General features: G+C 63.5%; 20 protein-coding genes. 16 read left to right on the top strand and 4 right to left on the bottom strand.

Translation table 11 applies throughout. The features are described 5' to 3' along the window. Positions 1–97 precede the first annotated feature (97 nt). From EN861_RS22050 to EN861_RS22105, 12 genes are all read left to right on the top strand, one after another. Entirely contained in the window at positions 98–766 is a 669-nt protein-coding gene (locus EN861_RS22050) for a response regulator transcription factor (protein ID WP_015315897.1), read from the top strand. Positions 767–845: 79 nt separating this feature from the next. Next, positions 846–2,105, top strand: a complete 1,260-nt coding sequence (locus EN861_RS22055) for a flagellar hook protein FlgE (RefSeq protein WP_127277938.1) — start codon at positions 846–848, stop codon at positions 2,103–2,105. A gap of 26 nt (positions 2,106–2,131) precedes the next feature. Then, entirely contained in the window at positions 2,132–3,586 is a 1,455-nt protein-coding gene (gene flgK, locus EN861_RS22060) for a flagellar hook-associated protein FlgK (RefSeq protein WP_135865565.1), read from the top strand. 3 nt (positions 3,587–3,589) lie between these two features. Beyond that, complete coding sequence (locus EN861_RS22065; RefSeq protein WP_135865567.1) at positions 3,590–4,633, top strand: flagellar hook-associated family protein; 1,044 nt, start codon at positions 3,590–3,592, stop codon at positions 4,631–4,633. A gap of 32 nt (positions 4,634–4,665) precedes the next feature. Next, positions 4,666–5,013, top strand: a complete 348-nt coding sequence (gene flaF / locus EN861_RS22070) for a flagellar biosynthesis regulator FlaF (protein ID WP_127280389.1) — start codon at positions 4,666–4,668, stop codon at positions 5,011–5,013. Further along, the gene (gene flbT / locus EN861_RS22075; RefSeq protein WP_135865569.1) at positions 5,010–5,456 is read left to right on the top strand and encodes a flagellar biosynthesis repressor FlbT; all 447 of its coding nucleotides are present in this window, start codon (positions 5,010–5,012) and stop codon (positions 5,454–5,456) included. Before flaF ends, flbT begins: the two co-directional genes overlap by 4 nt. Continuing rightward, positions 5,453–5,860 carry a flagellar hook assembly protein FlgD gene (gene flgD, locus EN861_RS22080; RefSeq protein ID WP_127280391.1) on the top strand — a complete coding sequence of 136 codons (408 nt, stop codon included), beginning with the start codon at positions 5,453–5,455 and terminating at the stop codon, positions 5,858–5,860. The genes flbT and flgD overlap by 4 nt, the downstream gene beginning before the upstream one ends. A 12-nt stretch (positions 5,861–5,872) precedes the next feature. After that, positions 5,873–6,139 (top strand): flagellar biosynthesis protein FliQ, encoded by a 267-nt coding sequence (gene fliQ / locus EN861_RS22085; RefSeq protein ID WP_013893193.1) that lies wholly within the window; start codon positions 5,873–5,875, stop codon positions 6,137–6,139. Positions 6,140–6,315: 176 nt separating this feature from the next. After that, complete coding sequence (asnB, locus tag EN861_RS22090; protein ID WP_135865571.1) at positions 6,316–8,184, top strand: asparagine synthase (glutamine-hydrolyzing); 1,869 nt, start codon at positions 6,316–6,318, stop codon at positions 8,182–8,184. Positions 8,185–8,340: 156 nt separating this feature from the next. Then, complete coding sequence (locus tag EN861_RS22095) at positions 8,341–9,984, top strand: MFS transporter (protein WP_135865573.1); 1,644 nt, start codon at positions 8,341–8,343, stop codon at positions 9,982–9,984. A 133-nt stretch (positions 9,985–10,117) separates the two neighbouring features. Next, entirely contained in the window at positions 10,118–10,633 is a 516-nt protein-coding gene (locus tag EN861_RS22100) for a DUF488 domain-containing protein (RefSeq protein ID WP_135865575.1), read from the top strand. Then, a complete protein-coding gene (locus EN861_RS22105; protein ID WP_245512083.1) occupies positions 10,572–11,351 on the top strand; it encodes a hypothetical protein in 780 nt (259 codons plus the stop codon). Before EN861_RS22100 ends, EN861_RS22105 begins: the two co-directional genes overlap by 62 nt. Positions 11,352–11,838: 487 nt before the next feature. Here EN861_RS22105 and EN861_RS22115 read toward each other — a convergent pair whose 3' ends face one another. The 3 genes from EN861_RS22115 to EN861_RS22125 all read right to left on the bottom strand — a co-directional run bounded on the left by EN861_RS22115 (position 11,839) and on the right by EN861_RS22125 (position 15,037). Further along, positions 11,839–13,620 carry a chloride channel protein gene (locus EN861_RS22115; protein WP_135865577.1) on the bottom strand — a complete coding sequence of 594 codons (1,782 nt, stop codon included), beginning with the start codon at positions 13,618–13,620 and terminating at the stop codon, positions 11,839–11,841. Positions 13,621–13,774: 154 nt separating this feature from the next. Next, positions 13,775–14,284: a cupin domain-containing protein gene (locus tag EN861_RS22120; RefSeq protein ID WP_127869884.1), complete on the bottom strand. Its 510-nt coding sequence runs from the start codon at positions 14,282–14,284 to the stop codon at positions 13,775–13,777. A 24-nt stretch (positions 14,285–14,308) separates the two neighbouring features. Further along, positions 14,309–15,037, bottom strand: coding sequence for an NAD(P)-dependent oxidoreductase (locus tag EN861_RS22125; protein ID WP_135865580.1), 729 nt, complete (start codon positions 15,035–15,037; stop codon positions 14,309–14,311). A 62-nt stretch (positions 15,038–15,099) separates the two neighbouring features. On the opposite strand from EN861_RS22125, the gene EN861_RS22130 reads away from it, so the two are divergent. Further along, complete coding sequence (locus EN861_RS22130; protein ID WP_127281171.1) at positions 15,100–15,579, top strand: MarR family transcriptional regulator; 480 nt, start codon at positions 15,100–15,102, stop codon at positions 15,577–15,579. 34 nt (positions 15,580–15,613) lie between these two features. On the opposite strand, the gene EN861_RS22135 is transcribed toward EN861_RS22130, so the two are convergent. Further along, the gene (locus EN861_RS22135) at positions 15,614–15,913 is read right to left on the bottom strand and encodes a putative quinol monooxygenase (protein ID WP_135865583.1); all 300 of its coding nucleotides are present in this window, start codon (positions 15,911–15,913) and stop codon (positions 15,614–15,616) included. Positions 15,914–16,029: 116 nt separating this feature from the next. On the opposite strand from EN861_RS22135, the gene flhA reads away from it, so the two are divergent. The 3 genes from flhA to EN861_RS22150 are packed head-to-tail and all read left to right on the top strand — an operon-like array spanning position 16,030 to position 19,251. Further along, positions 16,030–18,117, top strand: coding sequence for a flagellar biosynthesis protein FlhA (gene flhA, locus EN861_RS22140; RefSeq protein ID WP_127869888.1), 2,088 nt, complete (start codon positions 16,030–16,032; stop codon positions 18,115–18,117). After that, positions 18,114–18,866, top strand: a complete 753-nt coding sequence (gene fliR, locus EN861_RS22145) for a flagellar biosynthetic protein FliR (RefSeq protein WP_127869889.1) — start codon at positions 18,114–18,116, stop codon at positions 18,864–18,866. Before flhA ends, fliR begins: the two co-directional genes overlap by 4 nt. 1 nt (position 18,867) lies before the next feature. After that, entirely contained in the window at positions 18,868–19,251 is a 384-nt protein-coding gene (locus EN861_RS22150) for a hypothetical protein (protein WP_127869890.1), read from the top strand. Positions 19,252–19,262: the final 11 nt, after the last annotated feature.

A 19,262-nucleotide genomic window follows, 5' to 3' on the forward strand; every position in this document is an offset into this window, starting at 1 on the left:
AAGAAACTAGTTATAAGAAATGACGGTTGTTCAGGATTCCCGGCAGCGGATACGCCTTTCCCCACGGGGCAAATGTGCTGATTCGGAGGCGGGGCCGATGATCGTTATCGTTGACGAGCGAGAGCTCGTGACAGAGGGCTACAATTCACTTTTCGACCGCGAGGGGATCGCCTGCGCCGGTTTCGCACCGGGCGAATTCGGCGAGTGGGTCAACTCGGCCGCCGACACCGATCTGCGCTCGGTCCGGGCCTTCCTGATCGGCGACTGCCGTGACGGCGCGATCTCGCCGCGCCAGATCCGCGACCGCACCGGGGCTCCGGTCATTGCGCTCAGCGAGCAGCATTCGCTGGAAAACACGCTGCGGTTGTTCGAGAGCGGCGTCGACGACGTCATCCGCAAGCCGGTGCACATCCGTGAAATCCTGGCCCGCATCACCGCCATCCGCCGACGCGCCAGCGAAGACGTCGCCTATACCGAGATCGGCGCCATGCGCATCTTCATGGACGGCCGCGATCCCGAGATCGACGGCCAGCCTTTGCCCTTGCCGCGCCGCGAGCGCCGTATCCTGGAATATCTGGCGAGCAACCGCGGCCGCCGCGTCACCAAGACCCAGGTGTTCAACGCCATCTACGGCATCTTCGACGAAGAGGTCGAGGAGAACGTGGTGGAGAGCCACATCAGCAAGTTGCGCAAGAAACTGCGCGAGAAGCTGGGCACCGACCCTATCGATTCCAAGCGCTTCCTCGGCTACCGGCTCGTGTTCTGATGCGGCGCCGCGCCAGCCTCGCGCAAGACAGGACGCGTAGCCTCGAAGCCAGTGGCATGGATATTGCGGAGACATCTCGATGAGCCTCTACGGAATGATGCGGACCGGCGTTTCCGGCATGAACGCACAGGCAAACCGCCTGTCGACGACAGCCGACAACATCGCCAACTCCGACACCACCGGCTACAAGCGGTCCTCGGCCGAATTTTCGACGCTGATCATGCCGTCGACCGGCGGCGCCTATAATTCCGGCGGCGTCACCACGACGATCCGCCAGGCGGTCAGCGATCCGGGCGTGCTTCAATACACGACATCGGTTTCCGACCTTGCCGTCAGCGGCGATGGCTTCTTCGTCGTCCAGGATCCCAGCGGCACGCCTTTCCTGACCCGCGCCGGCGCCTTCGTGCCCGACGCACAGGGCCGGCTGGTCAATGCCGCCGGCTTCCAGCTGATGGCCTACAGCTACGCCAACGGCACGCCGGCAGCGACGGTGAACGGCTTCGAAGGTCTCGAGCCGGTCGTCATCTCCGACCAGGGACTGACCGCGACACCGAGCACCGAGGGTAATTTCAGCGGCAATCTGCCGGCGGGCGCGACACCGGTCGCTGCCGCCAACCTGCCCAGCGCCAACGCCGCCACCGCACAGTACACTCAGAAAACGTCGATGGTCGCCTATGACAATCTCGGCAACAAGAAGCTGCTTGACGTCTATTTCACCAACACCGGCACCGGCACCTGGGAGGTAGCAGTCTTCGATCAGTCGAAGGCAACGCCCGGAACCGGTTTTCCCTACGCCGTCGGCGGCGCGCTCGGCTCAGCCAACCTGACCTTCGATACCACGACGGGCAAGCTGACCGGCACACCCACAGGCATTTCATTCACCGTGCCGGGTGGCGCCAGCCTCAATCTCGACTTGTCGAAGCTGACCCAGCTCGGGACCGGATTCACCGTTTCCGATGCCCAGGTCAACGGCAATGCGCCGAGCACCATCGACAAGATCCAGATCAGCAAGGATGGCACCATCTACGCTCAGTACAAGGATGGCACCTCCAAGCCGCTCTACAAGATTCCGCTGGCCGACGTGCAGAGCCCCGACCAGCTCAAGGCGCTGCCTGGCAACGTCTACGCGCAAGGCACTGAGTCCGGCGCGGTCCGTGTCGGCTTTGCCAATGAAGGCAAGGCCGGCTCGATCATCTCCGGCGCGCTCGAGAATTCCAACGTCGATATCGCCGAGGAATTGACCGACATGATCGCGGCCCAGCGCAGCTACACCGCCAATTCGAAAGTCTTCCAGACCGGTTCCGATCTGATGGACGTCCTTGTCAACCTGAAGAGATAACCGGGCTCCGCCCGTGAAAGACCAGCATGTCGCTTTCCACCGCACTGAGCATCGCCCAATCGGCGCTTCTGGCCACCTCGCGGCAGACAAGCGTCGTCACGCGCAATGTGGCAGACGCAGACAATCCGAACTATTCGCGCCGCATCGCGCTCGTCACCAGCACGAGCCCCGGCGCACGTTCGGTTGATGTCCAGCGTGCAGCCAACGACCTGCTGTTTCGCCAGAACCTCGGCGCCCTGTCCGCCTACGCCGGCCAGAGCGCGCTTTACAGCGGCATGGATCAGCTCGACGTTTCAGTGAATGGCGTAGACAACGCCTCCTCACCTTCGACTGCGATCGGCAACCTGCAGCAGGCGCTGCAACTATACGCGACCTCGCCGTCCAACCAGAATCTTGGCGCGAGCGTCATCGACGCGGCCAAACAGGTCGTGCGGTCCCTGAATGAAGGCTCCAAGGCCATTCAGGACTTTCGTACCCAAACCGACGGCCAGATCGATATCGCCGTCAAAGATCTCAACTCGCTGCTCAACCAGTTCCAGGATGCCAACACGGCGGTCATGTCCGGAACCCGTTCCGGCACCGACGTTTCCGATGCGCTAGACCAACGCGACGCATTGTTGAAGAAGATCGCCAATTACATTCCGGTATCGACCTTCACGCGTGGCGACAATGACATGGTCATCACCACGGGTGACGGCACGACATTGTTCGAGACGATCCCACGCACCGTCAGCTTCGCCCCATCTTCGGGCTATGCCGCGGGTGCGGCCGGCAACACCGTCTATATCGACAACGTACCGGTCTCGGCGGGCAGCGGCGGCAACACCACCGCCAGCGGCACGATTGCCGGCCTGCTGCAATTGCGTGACGGCGTCGCCTCGACAATGCAGGGCCAGCTCGACGAAACCGCGCGCGGCCTGATCACCGCCTTTGCCGAAACCGCACCGTCCATGCCCAACGCGGCCGGCCTGTTCACCTGGCCGGGCGCACCGGCGGTGCCAGCCGCAGGCACGCTCGTCGATGGCCTTGCTGGAACGATCAAGATCAATGCCGCGATGGACCCCAGCGCCGGCGGCAACCCGACATTGCTGCGCGATGGGGGCGCCAACGGCGCCGCCTACGTCGCCAACACCACTGGCGGAGCTTCATACTCCAATCTTCTGGTCGCCTATGGCGACCAGCTCGACAAGCCGATGACGTTCGATCCCTCGGCCGGGATTTCGGCAACCTCCAGCGTTGCCGACTACGCCGCCAATTCGATCGGCTGGTTGCAGGGCATTCGTCAGCAGGCTTCGACCGCAGCCGACGCCAAGGAAGCCCTGGCACAGCGCAGTGCCGATGCCTTGTCCAACGCAACCGGCGTCAATGTCGATCAGGAGATGTCGCTGATGCTCGATCTCGAGCACACCTATCAGGCATCCGCCCGGATGATGAAGACCGTCGACGACATGATGACGGCGCTGTTGAACGCGGTGGGATAAGCCATGACCTTCGTCTCCTCTGCTGCCCTTACGAATGCCATGCGCTATCAGCAGATGCGCATGCAAGCCGATCTCGTCAAAGCCACGAAGGAGTCTTCGACCGGCAAGGTCGCCGATGTCGGTCTAGCACTTGGTGGACGTACCGCCCAGTCCGTTACCTTTTCGCGCGACCTCGACCGGCTCAACGTCATTGTCGATTCCAACGGACTGGTGGCCGCCCGGCTCTCGTCGACCCAGACCTCGCTCGGCCAGCTCTCCAACGTCGCGCAGACTTTCCTGTCCAGCCTGACCACCGCATCGTCGGGCGACAACTCAGACAGCCTGACCCAATCGACCGGCCAGACAACTATCCAGCAGCTTACGTCGATCCTCAACACGAGCGTCAACGGCGAATATCTGTTCGCTGGCACCAACACCGACGTCAAGCCGATCAACGATTTCACCGCCGCCGGCTCTCCCGCCAAGGCTGCCTTCGACGCCTCCTTCGTCGCCAAATTCGGCTTCACGCCCGCTGACCCGCTCGCGGCCAACATCACCGCGGCCCAGATGGACGATTTCATCACCAACTATGTCACGCCGCAGTTCCTCGGCGCGGGCTGGCAGACCAACATGTCGAATGCCACCGACCAGCAGATCGTCAGCCGCATCGCGCTCAACGAAACAACCGAGACCTCGACCGGCGCCAACAACGACGGCATCAGGAAGCTCGCCATGGCGGCGGCCATGGTCTCCAGCCTGATGTCCACCAATATCAGCCAGGCGGCAAAGGACAGCATCATCGACCACTCGCAGAAACTGGTCGGCGAGGCGCTGAGCGGCATCGCGCAGGACCAATCCCAGACCGGTATCGTCCAGAAGCGCGTGTCCGACGCCAGCGACCGTATGAAAACGCAGATCGACCTGTTCGAACGGCACATTCTGGATCTCGAAGCAGTCGATCCGGCGGAAGCCGCGACCCGCGTCGCCGACCTGACGCAGCATATCGAGACGTCCTTTGCTCTGACGGCGCGCCTGCAGCAGCTCAGCCTGTTGAATTACCTGACCTGAAAGCACTCTGAACCGGAACGTTAGAGCCAACGATGTACCAATTCTCCTACGCCGACGTCCAAAGCACCTCCGTCACGGACGCCAAGGACCGCGAGCGCGAGCTGCTGACCCGCTCGATCGACATGCTGTCGGCCGCGGCGGCGGCCGGCCGGGATTCGATGGAGGCCGTGGAGGCACTGAATTTCACCAATCGCGTCTGGACCGTCTTCGTCGAAGACCTTGGCTCCAGCGACAATGCGCTCCCCAAGGAATTGCGCGCCAACCTGATTTCCATCGGCCTGTGGCTGCTGCGCGAGGCGGAGGACATCCGCCAGGGCCGCACCGACAATTTCGAGGGGCTGATCGAAGTATCCCAGATCATCCGCGACGGCATTCAATGACCAACACGCTGAAGATATCACTGAAGCCCAACGAGAAGATCTACATCAACGGTGCGGTCATCCGCGTCGACCGCAAGGTCACCGTCGAGCTGATGAACGACGTGCAGTTCCTGCTCGAGAGCCACGTGATCCAGGCCGACGAGGCGTCGACGCCTTTGCGGCAGCTCTATTTCATCGTGCAGGTCATGCTGATGAATCCCGCTGGTGCCGATGAAGCGCGCGAGATGTTCCGCCACTCGCTGCCGCTGCTCATTGCAAGCTTCGAAGACGCCGAGATCGGCAACGCGCTGAAACAGGTCGACCGCATGGTCGGCGAGGATCACATCTACGAGGCCTTGAAGGCGATCCGTTCGCTTTATCCTCTCGAACGCCGCGCGCTTGGCGGCAATGACGACGTTCCGGGCGCCGCGCGCCCGCTGGCCGTGGGAGCACGATACCAATGACCGTGGACATGACGACTTCGATACCGGTTGGCGCCAACCAGACCACCACGCAGACCGCCAAGACCGCTGTCGACTACAACTCGTTCCTGAAACTTCTGATCGCCGAGATGAAGAACCAGGATCCGACCAAGCCGATGGATTCGACGCAGTACGTCGCCCAGCTCGCCACCTTCTCGCAGGTCGAGCAGTCGGTGCAGACCAACACCAAGCTCGACCAGATCATGCAGTCGTCGGCGCTGTCGCAGGCCGACGCTCTCATAGGCCGCAACATCACCTCGGCCGATGGCAAGACCACGGGCACGGTGGCGTCGGTGACGCTTGGCAGCAACGGACTGATCGCGGTGCTGCAGGATGGCACCACGGTCCCCGTCGGCGCGGGCGTATCGATCAAGCCGGCGAGCTAGGCCAACCGCCACATGAATGAGGCCGACGCTCTCGACATCGTCCAGTATGCGGTGTGGACGGTGCTGACCGCCTCCGCGCCGGTGGTGCTGGTCGCAATGGCGGTCGGCATCGGCATCGCGCTCATCCAGGCGCTGACGCAGGTCCAGGAGATCACCTTGACCTTCGTGCCCAAGATCGTTGCCATCATGCTGGTGGTGGCGCTTACGGGCCCCTTCATCGGCGGCCAGATATCGGCCTTCACCAATGTCATCTTCGAGCGCATCCAGAACGGTTTCTGATCTAGAACCTTCCGGGACGGTGCGGCTTCCATTCGGAATGCCCTGAAAGCGGTGGCCCGCTTGCGGTTGACCCGGTTCCGGCTAGATTGCCGTGTTGGCCACTCCCGGCCAGGCGATCGTTTTGTCCCAATGGCTTCTCGCAGAACCCCGGACCAGCCCAGACCGGCCGGCACGCCATGTGCGGCATAGCCGGCGTCTGGCGCAAACGCGGTCCGATCAGCGGCGGCGACATCGCCGACGTCACCCGCATGATGCAGGCGCTGGGCCATCGCGGGCCCGACGACCATGCCAGCTGGAACGACGGCCGGCTGGCGCTCGGTCACCGGCGGCTGTCGATCATCGATCTGTCCGCGCAGGCGCGCGAGCCCATGCTCACGGCCTGTGGCAAGGGCGTGCTGGTCTACAATGGCGAGGTCTACAATTATCGCTCACTGCGGGACGCGCTGGAGGCTGATGGCAGGCGGTTCCGGACGGTCTCGGATACAGAGGTGGTTCTCGAAGCGCTGCATCACTGGGGGCCGGACAAGGCGATCCCGATGTTCGACGGCATGTTCGCCATCGCCTATTTCGACGCGCGTGCCGGCGCCCTGTGGCTCGCGCGCGATCGTCTCGGCATCAAGCCGATGTCGGTGGCCGAGACGGGCGAGCGAATCCTGTTCGCCTCCGAGGACAAGGCGATCCTGGCCTGCGATGGCGTTGCACGGAGCGTGGATGCGCGCGAGATCACCTTGCGCCTTGCCTGGCAGAGCCGTGACTCCTGTTCCAGCCTGTTCCAGGGCATAGAGCGGCTGCCGCCGGCAGGCCTGTGGAAGATCAACGATGCCGGCATTGAGAAGCGCTGTTTCTGGCATGTCCTCGATGCGCTCGACCCCGCCCGCATCGTTGGCGATACGGCCAGCGACGCCGAGCACATGGCAACGCTGGAAGCGCTGATCAAGGACAGCGTCGAGCTCCATTGCATCGCCGATACCAGCTTGGCCGCGGCCTGCAGCGGCGGTGTCGATTCTGGTCTCGTCACCACGCTGGCCAAACGGTTCAGGCCGGAGATGACGGCCTATGTCGTCGATCCCGGCATTGGCCACAGCGAAGCCGATGACGCCGAGCGCACCGCCAGCCAAGCCCATGTGCCGCTGAACAGGGTGCCGGTCGACAAGGACCGGTTCCTCGACCTATGGCCGAAGACCATCTGGCATCTGGAAAGCGACGGTTGGCATGCAAGCCATGTCTGCCTGCTCGCGCTCGCCGAGCAGTGCCGGGCCGATGGCATCAAGGTGCTGCTGACCGGTGAAGGCGCCGACGAACTCTTTGGCGGCTACGACTGGCAGGAAGCCAGCCTGAAATTGTGGCGGCCCTGGTCCTGGCCGAGGCGGCTGTTTCTTTCGAAGCGAAGCCTGACCCGCAAATTCGAGCGCCAGCGTCATGCCCCGTTCCGCACATCGATCGCGGGTGGCCATGCCTGGGATCGCAACGTCGTGCTCAGGGCGCTTTCGCCGGAATTGAATTTCCTTCAGGCGAAGATTTTCGACCGGCTCGAGCCGGTGACGCCGCTTGGCGACCGCGCCTTCCTCGGATGCTGCCTTCACGACATGTATTCGCATCTGCAGGATCTGCTGAACCGGCATGACCGGCTCAGCATGGCGGCCTCGGTTGAGCTCAGGGTGCCGTTCCTCGAGAACCGGCTGATCGACTTCGCGATCCATCTGCCTCGGCGACACAAATACCGCCAGAAGCAAGGAAAATGGCTTTTGAAGAAAGTCGCGGAAAAACACATTCCACTTCAGAACGTGAGGGCCAGGAAGAACGGTTTCCAGGTATCGGCGAACTTCACAGCCGGCACCGAGTCCCTGTTGCATGGCGGCTTTCTGCGCGATGCGATGAAGTGGCCGGCATCTTCGGTCGCGGACCTGATCGACCTCGCCAGGCGCGATCAGGCCTCGAGGCTTCGGCTGGTGGGAATGGAGCTTTTCCTTCGTCTCCATGCCGGCGGCCAATCCACCGGCCACCTGACCGAGGCACTGCACGCGGCCGTCGCCGAGGCGCGCTGAAACGTCAGAGGCGTGTGGCCCTTCGCTATCCCCTTGTTGGACCATGATCTTCCCCGCAAGGCATTCGCGCTTTGCGCCGCGATGCCATAGTTTCGGCAAATCATGCGGGGAAACGGATCACCGCAAGGATCAGCGCGCCGTGGCAGGAACCCACCGATGATTGACGAAAAGCCGGATAGCGAAAGCGTCTCGGCGCTGGCGCCGTTCCGGCACGGCATCTTCCGCGCCGTATGGGGCGCAAGTCTCGTCTCCAATTTCGGCGGCTTGATCCAGGGCGTCGGCGCCGCCTGGATGATGACCACCATCGCCACCTCGCCCTATCAGGTCGCCCTGGTCCAGGCCTCGACCACCTTGCCGATCATGCTGTTCGCGCTTGTCGCCGGCGCCATCGCCGACAGCTTCGACCGCCGCAAGGTGATGCTGGTCGCCCAGACCTTCATGCTGGTCGTTTCGGTGCTTCTGACCGCGTTCACCTATCTGGACCTGATCACGCCGTGGACGCTGCTGGCCTTTACCTTCCTGATCGACAGCGGCACGGCGCTCAACAGCCCGTCATGGCAGGCCTCCGTCGGCGACATCGTTCCGCGCAACAAGGTGCCTGCCGCCGTGGCGCTGAATTCCATGGGGTTCAACCTGACCCGCAGCGTCGGCCCGGCGATCGGCGGCATCATCGTCGCGGCCGCCGGCGCGGCCGCCGCCTTCGCGGCGAACGCGGTGAGCTATATCGGCCTCATCGTCGTGCTGGCACGCTGGAAACCGGATCTACCGGTCTCGACCTTGCCGCGCGAGTCATTGGGGGCCGCCATGGGCGCCGGCCTGCGTTACGTCGCCATGTCGCCCAACATCGGCAAGGTGCTGGTCAGGGGCGCGGCCTTTGGCTTCAGCGCCGGCGCGGTGCTGGCGCTGCTGCCGCTGGTGGCGCGCGACGTCGTCAAGGGCGACGCGCTGACCTACGGCATCATGCTGGGCGCCTTCGGCATCGGTGCCGTCGGCGGCGCGCTGATCAGCGTGCGGCTGCGGCAGTTGCTCTCCAGCGAGACGATGGTGCGCTGTGCCTTCGCCGGCTTCGCTGCCTGCGCCTTCAACGCCGCCATCAGCCAGCATGCCTGGCAGACCTCGCTCGGCCTGCTGGTCGGCGGTGCCTGCTGGGTGATCGCGCTGTCCCATTTCAACGTCACCGTGCAGATGGCGACACCGCGCTGGGTGGTCGGCCGGGTCCTGTCTGTCTACCAGACCGCCACCTTCGGCGGCATCGCGCTGGGCAGCTGGATCTGGGGTGTCGTTGCCGATGCGCATGGCGCCGAGACGGCGCTGATCGCCGCGGCCATCGCCATGCTGGCCGGCGGCGCCATCGGCCTCGTGCTGCCGCTGCCGCAGCAGCAGGTGCTCAACCTCGACCCACTCAACCGCTTCAAGGAACCGCACCTCGCGCTCGACCTCAAGCCGCGCAGCGGCCCGATCGCCATCATGATCGAATATGTGATCCGGCGCGAGGACGAGGCGGAATTCCTCGCCACCATGGCCGAGCGCGGCCGCATCCGCCGCCGTGACGGCGCCCGCAACTGGACGCTGGCGCGCGATCTCGAAAATCCGTCGATCTGGATCGAGCATTACCACACGCCGACCTGGCTCGAATATGTCAGGCATAACGGCCGCATCACCCATGCCGATGCCATGGTCGGCGAACGCTTGCGGGCGCTGCACTCGGGCGACGAGCCGCCGCGCGTGCGCCGCGTCATCGAGCGCCCGACGACAGCCGGCACGGCTCTGGTGCCGGCCAAGGGACCGATCGAGCACTGACAGTGGTTCTATGACGATCTGAAACGTTTTCTTCAGGGGCAAGTGAAACAATCTGTGACGCCATGCGTGATCGCCTCAGGTCGACGCCAGCTCTAAATGCAAGTATTCGAGACACCGAGGTTGAGGAATCGCAATGAGCGTCGTTTACACGATTGGATACGAAGGGACGGACATTGAACGGTTTGTCGCAACTTTAAAAGCGGTGGGCATAGAGCGTCTGGCAGACGTCCGCGCGGTTGCGCTCTCCCGCAAGAAGGGATTCTCTAAGAAGGCTTTATCGACTCGGCTCGAAGCAGAGGGCATCGAATATTTGCACTTCATTGATCTCGGCGATCCAAAACCCGGAAGGGACGCCGCCCGCGCGGGATTTTTTGACAAATTCCGTGCTATATACTCAGCACACCTTGATTCTGACGATGCTCAATCGTCCCTCAGGGAGCTAGTGGTCGTGGCGGGGGAAAAGCCTACGTGCCTGCTATGCTTCGAACGCGATCCGGTGACCTGTCATAGGTCCATCGTCGCGGGGGCCATGACGGAGTCGGCGGAGTTCGAGGTCTGCGATCTTTATGGAGACAGCCCCGAACGCTATGTCCGGAACGCCCCAAGAATGCCGCGTTACCATCCTCGTGAAGGCGTTGCCGCAGCCTAGCAAGCTGTATGGTGAGACTGTTTGCTGCGCAGGTGTAACGCCCGACGGGAAATGGAAGCGCCTCTACCCCATTCGGTTTCGACACCTTTCCGGCAAAACTAGTTTCAAACGATGGGACCAAGTTCGATTTCGTTATTCCAAACCTCGCCGAGACAAGCGGGAGGAAAGCTGTCACGTCCATGAGGAGAGTATCGAGATACTTGGCGAGCTTTCGCGTAAAGAGCGATCCCGGGCATTTGATCCACTGATCCTCCCCTCCGTCGCCGAAGCCGCACGTCGCGGTCAATCTTTGGCACTGATCCGGCCAATTGACCCGAACTTCCAATGGAAACGAAAAACCGACGCTGCGATGGCAGAGGAGCGTGAAGCTTACGCGAAAGCTGCACGTCAAGGATCGTTACTCGACAGGGAATTGGAGGCGTTGGAACCCACCCCATACGAGTTCAGGTTCAGGTTCCGCGACGATGAGGCTGAGCACACCTATGTGGATGGTGATTGGGAAGCACATGCAATGTTCTACAACGGTATCCGCAGCGGTAAGTCTGAAGCAGATGTGCTCGAATGGATGAATCGTACATTTAACGTTGAATACCCTGCAAGGGGTATGGCTTTTGCCGTGGGAAACCAAGCGAAGCGTCCGCAAACATGGCAGCTTCTCGGAGTACTTCGGCTTGACGAGCTTTCGGGGGCCGAGAAAGCCCAAGGAAGTTTGTTCTGAAACCCTGTCCCAGTTTTCGCAAGTACGTAAAGCTAAACCCTGAAGGACGCAGGATGACCAAACTTCCTCTACCACGGCTTCGTCGAGTTCCAGAGGCTTTCAAAAAAGAATTGGAGGAATATCGGAACGCTCACCCAACGCCTAGGTCACCATGTATAGATCAGACTGAAGCCGAGATCGAAGCCTATTACCGCACCGCGCTCCTGGGTATGAGCGCCGTCGTCCGAAACACGCAAGGCCACGGTCTCCTTTATCACGTTGCTGAAATCGAGGGGACCAATCCAGCCCGAGGGCGCGTTTACGTGAAAGGTCACGGAGCGTTCTACATGAAGCACGGCAAGAACTGTTATCATCCTAAGGGGCAGATCAGCTTGATAGTGCCAACCCAGCTGGTGCTTCAATGGACACAGGAGCATCCCAAAGGTGAGATGGGATATACAATCTTCAGGTAACGATTCATCCGAGTGCCATCCACAGGCCCGCGCCTTTATCCCTCCCCCGACAGGTCCCGGCGCGCCTTTTCGAGTTCCTCGGCATAGCGCCGCATCAAATGGCCCTCGGTCAGCAGACCGAGCACGATGTGGTCGGCGAAATCCTCGACCACGGCCAGTTCCTCGGCGCCGGCGCGCTGGAAGGTCTCGGCGGCGGCCTGCACGTTCATGCTCGGCACCAGCACGGCATCCTTGTACTGGGCAAGATCGCGCACGGTCGCCTCGCCTCCGGAAGGATCGCTGTGCAGTTCGGCCACGATCAGCACGCCGACATACTCATCCCCCGGATCGACGGCGATTACGCGCTGGGCCGACCCCAGCGGGAATTCCTTGCGGAAGGCGGCCAGCGTCGTCGACGCATCGATGGTCTTGATATCCTTGCGCATCATCGAGCCGACGGTCAGGCTGCGCATCCAGCCGACATCGTGGGCGCTGCGGATCGTCTCGCCGCGCAGGTGGAAGCGCCAGGTGGAGAACGAATAGCCGAAGGTCTCGCGCACCAGGATCGCCGCCATGATCGAGGCGGCCAGCACCACGCCGGTGAGCGTCAGGTCGCGTGTCGATTCCAGCGCCAGAAAGGTCATGGTCAGCGGACCGCCGACGACACCGACGGCAAGCGACGTCATGCCGACGACGGCGGCGACGGAGGGGTCGATGCCAGTGGCCGGCGAGACGAGCGCCATGACACCGGCAAACGCCTTGCCGAGCAGCGCGCCGAGGAACAGCGAGGCGAAGAACAATCCGCCGCGAAAGCCCGAGCCAAGCGAGATGGCCGACGCCGCCAGTTTCAGCACGAAGACGCTCGCCACCACCGCCAGCCCGTAATTCATGGCGAACTCGCGATGCAGCGCGCCGTGGCCGCTGGACAGGACCTGCGGCGTGATCAGCCCCAGGAGCCCGACCAGGACACCGCCGATGACGGGGCGCAGCGAGGCATCGACCGACAGCCTGTTGAAACCGCGTTCGATCAGCGTGACCAGTTGCATGATGGCGATCGAGGCCGCCCCGCCAAGCAGGCCGAGCAGCAGGAACGGCACATATTGGCTGGCGGTGAGTTGCGGCAACCCTGAGAGCTCGAGCGGAAACGGCACGCCGCCGAACACTTCCGCCGTCAGCGAGGCGGAGATCGCCGCGGTCATGACCGGCGCGACATTGGCGACCGAGTAGATGCCGATGACCAGTTCGAAACCGTAGAAGGCGCCGGTCAGCGGCGCATCGAAGGCGGCGGCTATGGCGCCGGCGGCGCCGCAGCCGACCAGGATGCGGACATCGTTGCGGCGCAACCGGAAGGCGCGCGCCAGCCGCGAGGCGACGCCGGAGCCGACCTGCGTATAGCCGGCCTCCAGGCCGACCGAAGCGCCGAAGCCGCTGGAAATCATCGTCTGGACGACGATGATGAAGGTATCGGTCAGTGACATGCGCCCGCCATAGAGCGCGTTGGCCTCGATCGGGTCGACCGGCGTGCGGAATTTCCGAAGCCTGAGCCAGACCACCGATATCCCGAGCAGGATGCCGCCGATCGCCGGGATCAGTGCCTGCATCGGATCGGCAAGTGAGAACATGCCGGACAGCCGGCCGCCGGGCTGGACACCGAAAAGAAGCCCGTGCAGATCCTGCACGATCTGGCTCATCGCGGTGACCAGCATGCCTGCCATGACGCCGACAACGCCCGCCAGGATGACCACGGCAATGCCGCGCGCCTCCAGCAGAGGGATTGACCTCAGAAGCACCGCGCGCAGCCGGCGGGCGTAGACTTGGGGTTGGTTTCTGGAAAGCACGGGGCGGCTCGCCGATATCAAAGGCAAAGGAAGGCCCGCCTGATACGCCGGGCGGCACGTCGTGACAACCACAATGCCGACATCGAAGGCGCCAATATGGCCGCGATGCCGCCAGCCTTTCCAGCCCTGGATCGGAAAGCCACCGGCGCGGTGGTCAATCCGGGATCGTCAGCGGGCCGCAATCGTCGTCGGCAATGAAGGTCGCCAGCAGTTCGGCCGGCTCCGTCGTGCTGGCATTCTCGGCGAAGAGATGGATCGCCCCGGGCGGCTCGAACCATGTTTGTCCCTGCGCATAGGTGCCGACGGGGCCGCCCGCCAGTTGTGAACGCAGCGTACCCTTCAGCACGAAGGCGCTGACCGAGCCCGGATGCCGATGGCGGGGCGTATAAGCATTTGGAGGAAATGCGACGACGACCGTGGTGATCGACTTGCCCGGCACGTTGGGTAGCCTTTCACAGGAGACAGGCGTGACGACCGTCTTGGGCCGTGCGGCGGAGCTACCCTCGGCAGCGCCTTCCATGTTCATGTGCGTTTCCATGCCGACCGGCTCGACAGCCATCAAACCCGGACCGGTCCACTTGGCCGCCAGCGCGAACAGAACCGCGACGGCACTGACGGCGATCAGGGACTGGCCGGTCCGCAAACGAGCTTGATGGGTGATCATGTCGATGTCTCCGAGCGGATTGGTTCAGGCGGACAAGCGGAAATCGGCGCGCCAGCCGAGTTCCTCGACCGCCTTTCGCGTCGAGACGGCCTCATTGGGTTCCGCAATGTTGAAGATGCCTGGCGCGCCCTTGTCCAGTGCAAGCAGCGCCGCATAGGCAGCCGCATCGACATGCAGCGGCGACGCGCCGGCGGGCGTGTCCGCTCCTGTTCCGGGGCCGTAGAGCTGGCCATAGCGCAGGACGATGCCGGCGAATGGTGCATTGAGCACGGCCGTTTCGAGCGCGATGACCCCGCCGACGCTGATTCCGCGATTGCCGCTCGCGCCGCTATCCAGCGGATCGGCCTCGGCATGCGGCTCGGAGCCTGGCGCGAAGGCCCAGGCGATGCTTTGCGCCACCATGCGCCTGACGCCGGATGCGACGGCCGCGGCGACCAGATTGCGTGTGCCCTCCTCGCGGATGCGGGCGTTGCCCACGACAGCTTCGGCCATGCGGCTCGGGTCCAGGCCTGCCGGCAGGTCGGTCAATTGGTGGACGACGATGTCGGGGCGGGCAGCACGCATCGCCCGCGACAGTGCGTCGGCATCGAACACGTCCACAACCGCTGGCTCGACGCCAAGGGTCCCTAATTTGGCGGCTCTGTCGGCATTGCGCGTAGTGCCCGTCACCTGATGGCCGGCGGCCAGGAGTTGCGGGATCAGCCGCTGCCCGATGGCGCCCGAAGCGCCGGCGAGAAAAATCCGATAGGCCATCGTCATCGTCCTTGCTCTGCTATAATCTCAGGGTTCGAACAACATATAAGAGCTCTTATATCATGCGCAAGCCAGATCAACATGCCTCGGTTCCGGCTCCGGGCGAAGGCAAACGCGGCGAGCAAGGCTATCTCGGCTATCTCCTGCGGCAGGCCGCCGGGGCGCATCGGCTGAGGGTCGACCGGGCGCTGGCCGACCTCGGCGTGACGCAGCCGCAATTCGTCACGCTGACCATGCTGGCGGCCTATCCCGGCCTCTCCAACGCCGATCTTGCCCGGCTGGCGCTGCTCACCCCGCAAACGCTCAGCGTCATCGTCACCAATCTGGAGCGCGCCGGCTCGCTGCTGCGCAAGCCCCACGCCGTACATGGGCGCATCCAGCATATCGAGCTCAGCCCCAGTGGACAGGCGCTGCTGCGGCGATGCCGGGACCGTGTGCATGCGATCGAGACCGAACTGGCCACCGGTCTGTCGGCGTCGGAGGAACGAGCCGTCAGGCGGTGGCTGGTCGGCGTTGCCACCGCCGATACCGCCGAAACCTGATTGCTTGCTGGCGGCTGGCGAGGCGCCGGACCGTTCAGGTCGGCATGGGTTCGCCGGCCTCGTAGAGCACCAGATTGCGCTCGCCGATGCCGAGCCCCGGCCAGCTCGCGCGCCAGTCGGCGATGTGCGGCGAGCGGAAATGCGCATCGAGTACCGGCCGGTCGCGCCATACCTCGGTGACCCGGATCAAGCCGGGATCAAGCACATCCTGCGCGTAGGAATATTCAAGGCATCCGTCCTCGGCGCGGCTGGCGCGAACCATGCGCTCCATCACCGGCCTTGCCTCGTCGAGCCTGCCGGGCGGCAGGCGGATCGTACCGATGATCAGCAGCATGGATAGTCCTTCGCGAGAGAGTCGATCCGGCCACTCTCCCACCCTCGCGCAAGCTTGGCCAGCTACCCTCGCCGGGCTGTCGCATGCTCGGCAGCGCTATGGGTTCGAGGACGAGAATGGCGATCAGCGAAAGCATCCAGCCCGGCGCGGTGGCCAAGAACGGCCGCGACATCTTCTTCGCGCTCGGCATCGTCATCATCCTGGCCGTGCTGTTCCTGCCGATCCCGGCCTTTCTCATCGACATCGGGCTGGCCTTCTCGATCGCGCTTTCGGTGCTGATCCTGATGGTGGCGCTGTGGATCCAGCGGCCGCTCGATTTCTCCTCGTTCCCGACCGTGCTGCTCATCGCCACCATGCTGCGCCTGTCGCTCAACATCGCCACCACGCGCATGATCCTGTCGCATGGCAATGAGGGCACGCACGCCGCCGGCTATGTCATCGCCGGCTTCTCCAAGCTGGTCATGGCCAGCGACTTCGTCATCGGCCTCATCGTCTTCATGATCCTGATCGTGGTGAACTTCATCGTCATCACCAAGGGTGCCACCCGTATTGCCGAGGTGGGCGCCCGCTTCACCCTCGACGCCATCCCCGGCAAGCAGATGTCGATCGACGCCGATCTCTCCGCCGGCATGATCGACGACAAGACCGCGCAGCTGCGCCGCCGCGAACTGGAAGAGGAATCCTCCTTCTTCGGCTCGATGGACGGTGCCTCGAAATTCGTGCGCGGCGACGCCATTGCCGGCCTCATCATCACCGCCATCAACATCGTCGGCGGCATCGCCATCGGCTACATCAGGCACGGCATGGGCATGGGCGAGGCCGCCGACGTGTTCATCAAGCTGTCGGTTGGCGATGGTCTCGTCACCCAGATCCCGGCGCTGATCGTCTCGCTCGCCGCCGGCCTCTTGGTTTCCAAGGGCGGCACGCGCGGCTCCACAAACCAGGCCGTGTTCGGCCAACTCGGTGCCCATCCGCGCGCGCTCTATGTGGCGGCGGCGCTGCTGGTTCTGCTCGGCCTGATGCCCGGCCTGCCACTGTTCCCGTTCTTCGCGCTGGCCGCCGGCATGGCTGGCCTCGGCTATGTCATTCCGATGCGCCACAACCGCGCGGTCGCCGAGGCCGAGGCATTGAAGAGCCAGGAGAAGGCGACCAAGGCCGAGGAAGAAAAGAACTCGGTCAAGGCCTCGCTCGCCACCGCCGAGATCGAACTCCTGATCGGCAAGCAGCTTTCGACCCGGCTCCTGGTTTCGCATCAGGAACTGGTCTTCCGCATGTCCAAGATGCGCAAGAAATTCGCGCAGCAATACGGCTTCGTCGTTCCGGAAGTCCGTGTCGCCGACGACTTCGCAATCCCGCCGAAAAGTTACCAGATCAAGGTGCACGGCACCGTGGTTGCCGAATATTCGATGCGCGTCGGCGAGATCATGGTGCTGCTCGGCAACCGCGACATACCCGAAATCCCCGGCGAGGAAATTCGCGAGCCAGCCTTCGGCATGCGCGCCTATTCCGTCATGGAAACCTTCGCCGAGGACCTGAAGCGCGAGAACTTCACCTTCGCCGACAACATGTCGGTGCTGCTCACCCATCTCTCGGAAGTCATCCGCAACAACCTGCCGCAGCTGCTCTCCTACAAGGACATGAAGGCGTTGCTCGAACGCCAGGACCAGGAATACCGCAAGCTCGCCGACGAGATCTGCACCACCCACATCTCCTATCCCGGCCTGCAGGCGGTGCTGAAGCTTTTGCTTGCCGAACGCGTCTCGATCCGCAATCTGCATTTGATCATCGAGGCCATCGCCGAGATCGCGCCGCATGTGCGCCGCACCGAGCAGATCGTCGAACATGTGCGCATCCGGATGGCCCAGCAGATCTGCGGCGACCTGTCGGAAGGCGGCGTGCTCAAGGTGCTGCGCCTCGGCAACCGCTGGGATCTTGCCTTCCACCAGAGCCTCAAGCGCGACGCCAAGGGCGAGGTGCGCGAGTTCGACATCGATCCGCGCCAGTTGGAGGAGTTCGGCCAGGACGCCACCAAGGCGATCAAGAAACACCTGGAAGCCGGCGAGCGCTTCGTGCTGGTCACCGCGCCCGACGCGCGCCCCTATGTACGCATGATCATCGAGCGCCTGTTCACCACGCTGCCGGTGCTCTCCCACGTCGAAATCGCCAAGGGCGTCGAGATCAGGGTGCTCGGGACCATATCGTGAGCGTTCTCTCGCAGGCCGTCGTCATCGCGGCGTTCCTCGCCTTCTGCCGCATCGGCGCCTGCTTCATGCTGATGCCGGGCCTGTCCAGCGCCCGCGTGCCCGTCCAGGTCAGGCTGTTCGTGGCGGTCGCCGCCACCGGCGGCCTGCTCGCCTTCCTGTGGGACAAGATCTTTCCCTTCGTCGATCCGCGTCCGCAGGTCCTGGTGCCGATGATCATTTCGGAACTGCTGGTCGGCGGGCTGATCGGCGCCATGACCAGGCTCTACATGGAAGCGCTGCGCTTCATGGGCTCGGCTATCGCCATGCTGATCGGCTATGGCGGCTCCGGCGGACCGGCGATCGAGGAGCCGGAGCCGCAGGCGGCGCTCGCCGCCATCATTTCGTTCTCGGCGCTGCTGATGCTGTTCGTCTTCGACTTCGATCACGAGATCGTCCGTGCCCTGGTGACGTCCTACACGGTCGCGCCGGTCAACGTCTTCTTCAACCCGCAGGCAGCGCTGGTCGACATCACCGACACCGTGTCGGACACGTTCTTCCTGGTCATCCGCCTCGGCAGCCCCTTCGTCGCCTATGCCATTCTCGTCAACCTGACGATCGGCTTCGTCAACAAGCTGACGCCGCAGATCCCGATCTATTTCATTTCCCAGCCCTTCGTCATCGCCGGCGGCATGCTGATCTTCTATTTCGCCGTCGGCACCATGCTGTCGCTGTTCGTCGACGGCTTCGTCGACCTCACACTGGCGAGGTGACATGAGCACGCGCAAGGATCGCTTGAAGAAACTGGTCAAGGTGCAGGCGCAGCTGAAGGCCCTGCACGAGACCCGCCACGCCACCTTCGTCGCCGCGGCAAACGCCGCCGAGACCGAGGCCCGTGAATTGATCGGCCATTTCGACCAGGACAATTCCCTCTCCGGCCTGTTCCCCGATCTCTATCATCGCCGCATCGCCCAGGCTGTCGTGCGCCAGGAGGAGAGCCTGGAAAGCGCCAGACAGGAAGCCGGCCTCATCGCCGCGGCAAGCGCCCGCACCAACATGGTCGAGCGCGCCTACAAGGACGTACGCAACCGCGACGAGCGCGAGAGATCAGACCGCGAGCGGCTCGATTTGATCGCGCAGAAGCGTGGCGAGGAGTAGCGTCGAACATC

The sequence above is a fragment of the Mesorhizobium sp. M8A.F.Ca.ET.218.01.1.1 genome (genome assembly GCF_004791165.1).
GTDB lineage: Bacteria > Pseudomonadota > Alphaproteobacteria > Rhizobiales > Rhizobiaceae > Mesorhizobium.

Coding starts and splice junctions, on each gene's coding strand:
- EN861_RS22150 (WP_127869890.1), top strand. CDS start 18,868: ATGAGCACGCGCAAGGATCGCTTGAAGAAACTGGTCAAGGTGCAGGCG.
- EN861_RS22125 (WP_135865580.1), bottom strand. CDS start 15,037: ATGGCCTATCGGATTTTTCTCGCCGGCGCTTCGGGCGCCATCGGGCAG.
- EN861_RS22065 (WP_135865567.1), top strand. CDS start 3,590: ATGACCTTCGTCTCCTCTGCTGCCCTTACGAATGCCATGCGCTATCAG.
- EN861_RS22135 (WP_135865583.1), bottom strand. CDS start 15,913: ATGCTGCTGATCATCGGTACGATCCGCCTGCCGCCCGGCAGGCTCGAC.
- flaF (WP_127280389.1), top strand. CDS start 4,666: ATGTACCAATTCTCCTACGCCGACGTCCAAAGCACCTCCGTCACGGAC.
- flgD (WP_127280391.1), top strand. CDS start 5,453: ATGACCGTGGACATGACGACTTCGATACCGGTTGGCGCCAACCAGACC.
- flbT (WP_135865569.1), top strand. CDS start 5,010: ATGACCAACACGCTGAAGATATCACTGAAGCCCAACGAGAAGATCTAC.
- EN861_RS22050 (WP_015315897.1), top strand. CDS start 98: ATGATCGTTATCGTTGACGAGCGAGAGCTCGTGACAGAGGGCTACAAT.
- fliQ (WP_013893193.1), top strand. CDS start 5,873: ATGAATGAGGCCGACGCTCTCGACATCGTCCAGTATGCGGTGTGGACG.
- EN861_RS22120 (WP_127869884.1), bottom strand. CDS start 14,284: ATGATCACCCATCAAGCTCGTTTGCGGACCGGCCAGTCCCTGATCGCC.
- flgK (WP_135865565.1), top strand. CDS start 2,132: ATGTCGCTTTCCACCGCACTGAGCATCGCCCAATCGGCGCTTCTGGCC.
- EN861_RS22100 (WP_135865575.1), top strand. CDS start 10,118: ATGAGCGTCGTTTACACGATTGGATACGAAGGGACGGACATTGAACGG.
- asnB (WP_135865571.1), top strand. CDS start 6,316: ATGTGCGGCATAGCCGGCGTCTGGCGCAAACGCGGTCCGATCAGCGGC.
- EN861_RS22095 (WP_135865573.1), top strand. CDS start 8,341: ATGATTGACGAAAAGCCGGATAGCGAAAGCGTCTCGGCGCTGGCGCCG.
- EN861_RS22055 (WP_127277938.1), top strand. CDS start 846: ATGAGCCTCTACGGAATGATGCGGACCGGCGTTTCCGGCATGAACGCA.
- flhA (WP_127869888.1), top strand. CDS start 16,030: ATGGCGATCAGCGAAAGCATCCAGCCCGGCGCGGTGGCCAAGAACGGC.
- EN861_RS22105 (WP_245512083.1), top strand. CDS start 10,572: ATGTCCGGAACGCCCCAAGAATGCCGCGTTACCATCCTCGTGAAGGCG.
- EN861_RS22130 (WP_127281171.1), top strand. CDS start 15,100: ATGCGCAAGCCAGATCAACATGCCTCGGTTCCGGCTCCGGGCGAAGGC.